The organism is Halomonas sp. 3A7M (assembly GCF_014897875.1).
Lineage (GTDB): Bacteria > Pseudomonadota > Gammaproteobacteria > Pseudomonadales > Halomonadaceae > Vreelandella.
In genome coordinates, this window is the sequence record NZ_JABUZD010000148.1 from 82,482 (window position 1) to 88,830 (window position 6,349).

4 protein-coding genes, 1 tRNA gene and 1 pseudogene are annotated in these 6,349 nt (G+C 50.2%); 1 reads left to right on the top strand and 5 read right to left on the bottom strand.

Annotation, left to right across the window (positions count from 1 at the left end):
* Positions 1-29: 29 nt before the first annotated feature.
* Positions 30-106 (top strand) — tRNA-Pro (locus INT19_RS13390).
* A gap of 85 nt (positions 107-191) precedes the next feature.
* Here the strand turns inward: INT19_RS13390 and INT19_RS13395 are convergent.
* From INT19_RS13395 to INT19_RS13415, 5 genes and pseudogenes are all read right to left on the bottom strand, one after another.
* The gene (locus tag INT19_RS13395; protein WP_193061141.1) at positions 192-452 is read right to left on the bottom strand and encodes a hypothetical protein; all 261 of its coding nucleotides are present in this window, start codon (positions 450-452) and stop codon (positions 192-194) included.
* A 56-nt stretch (positions 453-508) separates the two neighbouring features.
* Entirely contained in the window at positions 509-3,724 is a 3,216-nt protein-coding gene (locus INT19_RS13400; protein WP_193061142.1) for a type I restriction endonuclease subunit R, read from the bottom strand.
* A 15-nt stretch (positions 3,725-3,739) separates the two neighbouring features.
* On the bottom strand, positions 3,740-4,900 hold the full coding sequence (locus tag INT19_RS13405) for an HNH endonuclease (RefSeq protein WP_193061143.1): 1,161 nt from the start codon (positions 4,898-4,900) through the stop codon (positions 3,740-3,742).
* 18 nt (positions 4,901-4,918) lie between these two features.
* Positions 4,919-5,854, bottom strand: coding sequence for a GIY-YIG nuclease family protein (locus INT19_RS13410; protein WP_193061144.1), 936 nt, complete (start codon positions 5,852-5,854; stop codon positions 4,919-4,921).
* Between the two features lie 131 nt (positions 5,855-5,985).
* Positions 5,986-6,349: pseudogene (locus tag INT19_RS13415) on the bottom strand (hypothetical protein); the annotation flags it as partial.

Consider the following 6,349-nt stretch of genomic DNA (forward strand, 5'->3'; position numbering starts at 1 on the left):
CCGTTGTTGAGCACTGCTGCGACAACATTCGGAATATAGCTCAGCTTGGTAGAGCGCTGCCTTCGGGAGGCAGAGGTCGTAGGTTCGAATCCTGCTATTCCGACCAAGAATTCCAGAAAAAACGGCCACTTAGCTAATACAGCAAGTGGCCGTTTTTTGTTGGGCATTGTTGGGTAATCGTTGAGCGCTCGCTAACCTGATGCTGAAAGCCAGTAGTTTGTCGTTACCAGCGCAATGAAAAGAATGTAACCCGCTACGATACCCACCATGGCACGGCCACTGCGGCGCCCAATGACCGCCCCACAGAGCCCTAACACCAGCCCCATGAACATAAAGCCTAACCCTGCTGTCACCCCTGTTGGCGTAAATCCTGGCGTTAACAACAGCGCATACAGGAACGCACCCAGCCCATAGATACCCAGCAATGACGCCCACTCTTGGCGGTTAAACATAAACTCTCCGTAAAAAAAAGGCTGCACATACTACTGGTGAATATGCTGGAACACGTCTACGTTTCGGGCCCAGTGTACTTAACATTTTGCCCAGCTCTTCCCGCCAACAGCGTCAAAATAAGCAACGCAAATTGCCGCCCCGTTTCTTCGTTCTCCAGCAGCGGCATACTCAGTTTTTCATGATCATTCATTGCATCTAATACAGCGTCGGTGACGCGCTTGGGAAATAGCCCGTGCATCACCTGGGTTTCATCATGGTGGTTGATCTGGGCCATCACCTCATCATCACGCTCAATGCGGTCAGCAATGCCGTTGGCAAAGTGCAGCTTATCCCCATCGCTAATATCTGCGCCGTAGAGGTCATTCAGGCGCTCGATAATCTCATTAAGGCGTTGAGTTTCGGGGTCATGGGGTTTGCCGGAGCCAACATCTGAAATCGGTTTCAAGCCGTAGTCGCCGCTCTCCTCTTCAAGCGAGAGGCGCTGTTCAGCGCGTTTGGTCAGCCGATAGCTGTCCAGCTCAAGTTCGCTGACATCAATAGGGTCGCCAATTAATAATCGATCGATACGTAGCAAGGGATGCAGGTGCTTGGCATACACGCACAGCTGTTCTAATTCAGCATCATCGAAGTGGATGATCTGACTGAGAAATTCATAGGTGCGTACAAAGCTCTGTAAGTTTTTACGGAACAGATCAAGCTCATCGCGGGTCTTGCCTGCGTCTTCTAACTCCTGCTCCGCACGCATGCGCCCTTTTTCGTCACCCTGCTGTTCCGCCTGCTGGCGAGCGTCTTTCCACGTTTGTTGCTGCTCTACGGTGACTTCATAACGCTTTTTGAAACGATCTTGAGCAGGCTGGCAGTGATAACTTAATCGTGAGGGGGGTGCTTTAGGGTCAAAGAAAGCAGTAGCAAACGCTTCCACCTCGGGCCAGTGATAAATGCCGTTAGCATCCAGCGTGCGTTTAAGGTCATACACCACCTGCGGGTCGGAAACGTCAGCCAAGGTTGCTTTGCGATAATACGGCGCAAACGCTTCTAAAATTTCTTGTGGTTCATTAAAGAAATCGAGGATAAACGTCTGTTTGCCAGGAAACAGACGGTTCAATCGCGAGAGCGTCTGCACGCAGTCTACGCCCTGCAGCTTCTTGTCCACATACATGGCGCATAGCTTGGGCTGGTCAAAGCCAGTCTGATACTTGTTAGCGGCGATCATCACGTTGAAGTCGTCGCTGTCCAGCGCCTTGGCCAGATCACGTCCACGAACGCCAGGGTTCAGCAGTTGGCTGGCTTCAGTTACTTCCTCAGGAATGACTTCATCGGCCGGTATGCTGCCGGAAAACGCCACCAAGGGATGCACGTCGCTATAGCCTTGAGCTTCCACATACTGGCGCATCGCCAGCTGATAGCGCACCGCCTCTTGGCGGCTGGCGGTGACTACCATCGCTTTGGCTTGGCCGTCCAGCAGGTGGCGTACATTAGCGCGAAAGTGCTCAACAATGACCTCTACGCGCTGCGCAATATTGTAAGGATGTAAGCGAACCCACTTGGCTAATGCGCGGGAGGCCTTTTTGGCGTCTACTTCCTGCTCTTCATCTTCTAAATGGGCCAGTTTCCAGGCGGTACTGTAGGTGACGTAATTACGCAGCACATCCAGAATGAAACCTTCCTCGATAGCCTGACGCATCGAGTAGAGATGAAATGGCTCGGGCTTGTTGTCTGCACTTGGTGGCAAGCTTGGGTCTGGTACACGGCCAAACAGTTCTAGTGTTTTGGCCTTGGGTGTGGCGGTAAAGGCATAGTAGCTGATGCGCTCATTAGGTCGACGAGTAGACACGGCTGCATCCAGCATTGCTTCTGCACTGATTTCTTCGTCTTCATCAGCGCTCTCGCCAGCGGCGGCTAATAGCGCCTTAAGCTTGCGCGCAGAATCGCCCGCCTGTGAAGAGTGTGCTTCGTCGGCAATCACTGCATAGCGGCCTTCGGCAAGCGTGGGCCGCTTATCCAGCGCATCGAACAGCGCCGGAAAGGTCTGGATAGTGACGATGATGATGCGGGTATTGCTCGCCAGCGCTTCGGCCAGCTGTTCAGATTTGCTCTGATTGCCGACATCGCGGGTGATCGGGCAGACCACCCCATGGGCGTGTTCAAACTGGTAAATGGTGTTTTGCAGTTGGCTATCCAGCACGGTGCGGTCAGTCACCACAATCACTGAGTTGAAGCGCTTCTGCTGGCCGCTTTCGTCATAGAGGTTAGCCAACTGATGGGCGAGCCAGGCAATGGAGTTAGATTTACCTGAGCCCGCGCTATGTTGAACCAAGTAACGTTGGCCGCCATCATCGGCTTGAGTGGTCTCAATCAGCTGATTAACCACTTCCCATTGGTGGTAGCGCGGAAAAATCAGCGTTTCTTTCGTGTTGCGTCGACCGTGAAAGTCTTCGGTTGTTTTCTGCTCCAAATGCAAAAAGCGCCCGAGTATTTTTAACCAAGCATCCGGGGCAAAGACGCGCTCCCAAAGGTAGCTAGTCGCGTAGCTATTTTCATCTTCCGGCGCAGGGTTACCTGCACCGCCGCCTTCCGTGCCTTGGTGAAACGGCAGAAAGAAGGTGTCTTTGCCCGCAATTTTCGTAGTCATCGCCACTTCCGCTTGGCTGACAGCAAAGTGCACTAGCGCGCCGCGCTTAAACGCCAGCAGCGGCTCAACCTTGCGCGTAATAGGATCTTTTAATGGACGGTCGTTGCGGTATTGGCGCTTGGCGTTTTCTACCGACTGTTTGAACTCGCTTTTTAGCTCCAGCGTACCAGTAGGTATGCCGTTAACAAATAGCACCAGATCCAGGCGCGGGTTATAACTTTCGCCGCCCTTGCCCTTCTCTCGGGCATGGGGCGAATAGGCCACTTCCGGCACCACACGCAGGCGGTTGGCACGGTAGCGGGAAAGCGCGTCAGGGTTCATGGCGTGGTCAGGCTTGAAGCTGCACAGATCAAACGTCACCCCCGGCACTTTAAAACCATGGCGCAGCACCTCTAGCGTGCCCGCTCGCTCCAGCTCGCGTACCACTTTCTGTACAAACAGCGTTTCAGACGATTGCGGGTTAGCCTTGCAGAACTTCTCCCAACGCTCGGGCCAGGCCTCCTGCACATACCCCAGCAGGTCTTCGGTATAAAGTGCTGTGGTGCGGTCATAGCCACTGGCCGTGCCCACTTTCCAACCACCCGTGGCCATGGCGTCGATGATATCCTGCTGGAACTGCGCTTCCCTGCTGTCGGCCATGTTACCCCCAGGCTGTTATATTTCGCGTTTACAAAAAGTTCGATAATGCTGACTCAGAAAGTAGTCTGATGCCAACACCTTACCTCTTATTATCTGCTTTCCTTCTAACTGGCCATACTCAGGATCATTTTTAATTTTTGAACTCGTTTCTACTCGTTGTTTTTCAGGGTTAATAGAGATTAAAAAATTATCAAAAAGCCTGTGTATATCTACACGTAAACACAAACCATTATCTAACCTGTTCGAATTTTGACCCGTATAAGGGCTTATATGGGCCGCCTCTAAAACGTCGGTTATGCGACTACCTGAAATACAACAACTACCATAATAATTTTTAAGCACTCGCTTTCGAAAATCTTGCTGTCCTTCCCTAACAACAGTAACGCTTGTTCGACGCTTTTTTTCATCAAACGTAATAGAATCTATCAGCTTTTTATCAGTCTCGCTTTTAATGAAGCTGAGAGAGGCTCCCTCATAAGGAAGGTAATCTTTTAGTTTTTCTATTTCATCATGCTCAATCAACGCTTGCCATGCGCTGGAGTTCACCAACCCTGCTTTTTTCCTTAATAAAGCCAGAGCTTGACACGCTGCCTCAATGCTAGCGAAGCTGTCGGGCCTATTCTCCCAAGATAATTTAACATCGTCATCACTCAATTCTAAAACATGAGCTATATTTAAAGCGTTTTTTTCAATTCCATTAACATAGCTTTCTTCAGAGTCGTCAGACAAAAACGGAACTTCCAATGCACTAATTTCAACCCTATTTATATAGCCTTGCCATCCTTGATAGCTTTCTACCACCTCATCTGCAACCTCAATAATGGCAAGCGCCTCCGCTGCAACTTCTTTAGAGCCACATAACTGCTCCCGGTGTTTCCAAACTTCAAAAACTTGCTCAACCGACATATCGTCTAAATCAGCTGGCTCAAAAACCCAAAGATAATGGGTCTCATCATACATAGATGGCTCTGAGCAATCTTTAGTACCAGCATCTACAGTTGCACTATCACCATTATCATTTAAGGCACTATATAGGTTTCCAGCTATCTGTCTGGCCAATCGTTCATCTTGCGCCTTGGCACCTATTTTATTCTGATGACCCTCAATTCTTCGCCTGATTGCACCCAGGCGTCCAGACTCTTCTTTTCTTTTTTGCTTCTTATTTTTTTTCGACACGAAAACACCTGAATTTTTCTATTCTGAAACATTCTCTACCACAGCGCTTACTTGTTGATCCTGCCATTCACCGTATGTCTTGCGGCTGTTTTTTTCTATCCATACCGTGCGGCCATTAGCAGGACGCCCAGATACTACGGCAGCCGCAGCGCTGGGGCTTGAGAAAGCATGATCACGTGAAAAGCTGACTATTCCCGACTCATCACACGCCAATACGCCCTCTTCCGTCAACTGTTCGTACAGTGGCCGATAGCTGGCATAGTCTGTATTACTCGCCCAGCGTTCGCGTGCTTTACTACCGGACAGCACAATGAACTCGCCGTCTATCTCCTGCGCCCAGGCAGTGATTTTGTATTTAGGTATTTTCAATTCAAACGTGGTTAAGGGGACAGTTTGAACAGGCTCTACTCTATTTTGTGTGAGCGGATGCTGACGCTGACGCAAAAAATCCAGCCCAAGCACTGGCATTACGGTGCGGATCTGCTCGACAAAAAACGCCATATCGGCACGGTCGGATTCTGGCAGGTTGATGTATTCGTGCGCGGTGCCGTTGACCAGCTTGCAGCGCCCAAGCTCGCCTGCTGACTGGATTAGTAGACTTTCCAAATATTTCACATGAGCTTTAGTGAGGTTCTGATCCTTGCTGGTCACCAGACAGACCTTTTCCCAGAAGTCCTTGCCGCCTTTATCTTCTGGTCGGTTGTGCTGTTTTAGGCGGGTACCCACATCATCACTTTCGCCGATATACACCTGCGGACGCGGGCTGCCTTCCAAGTCAGGGCCCACCAGAAAATAGATGCCAGTGCGGCCGCACTCGGGTCGCTGCACCAGCTCTGTCAGCTTTGTGCGCGGGCCAGTCAGCACATGGCCTGTCCAGTTCATGATTTCGGCGGTAAGCAAGCCGTTGGGCGTGCCGTCTACCAGAAACAACCGGATGCTGCGTCCCTGTGTCATCAATCAAATACCCATCAAATAGAAAAATATGCCAAAAAAACAATTTAAGTATATGATTTTAAAAATAAAATAAAAAACACAAACTATGCAAATAACTGCCCTATCAAATACTCATCAAATAAAGCACCAGATCATGCCCAATGGGGTAGATAGCGGGCATTTTTCTTACTTTGCTCAGGGTCGTAGGGCTTGATGACTCTCTCTTCCAACGCATCACGTATGATGCGTGAGGCCGTCGCACTATTTTTGGCTTCTATTCCAAAACGCTCACGCAAGGATGTATTAGTCACCTGTTCGCGCATGACGTATTTGAGGCAAGCATGCAAGTAACACGCATGAACCCTTTCCTGCTTATCCATGCTATTCAGGTCACGATGGGAGAACAGCACCACCCGAAGAGAGCCCTCAGGGCGCTCCCAACGAGGCGGGGGAAGTTGATAAAACTCTGTATCAAAGTAAGCGTTCATTCCAGGACGTAGTTGACTTACTTCACGT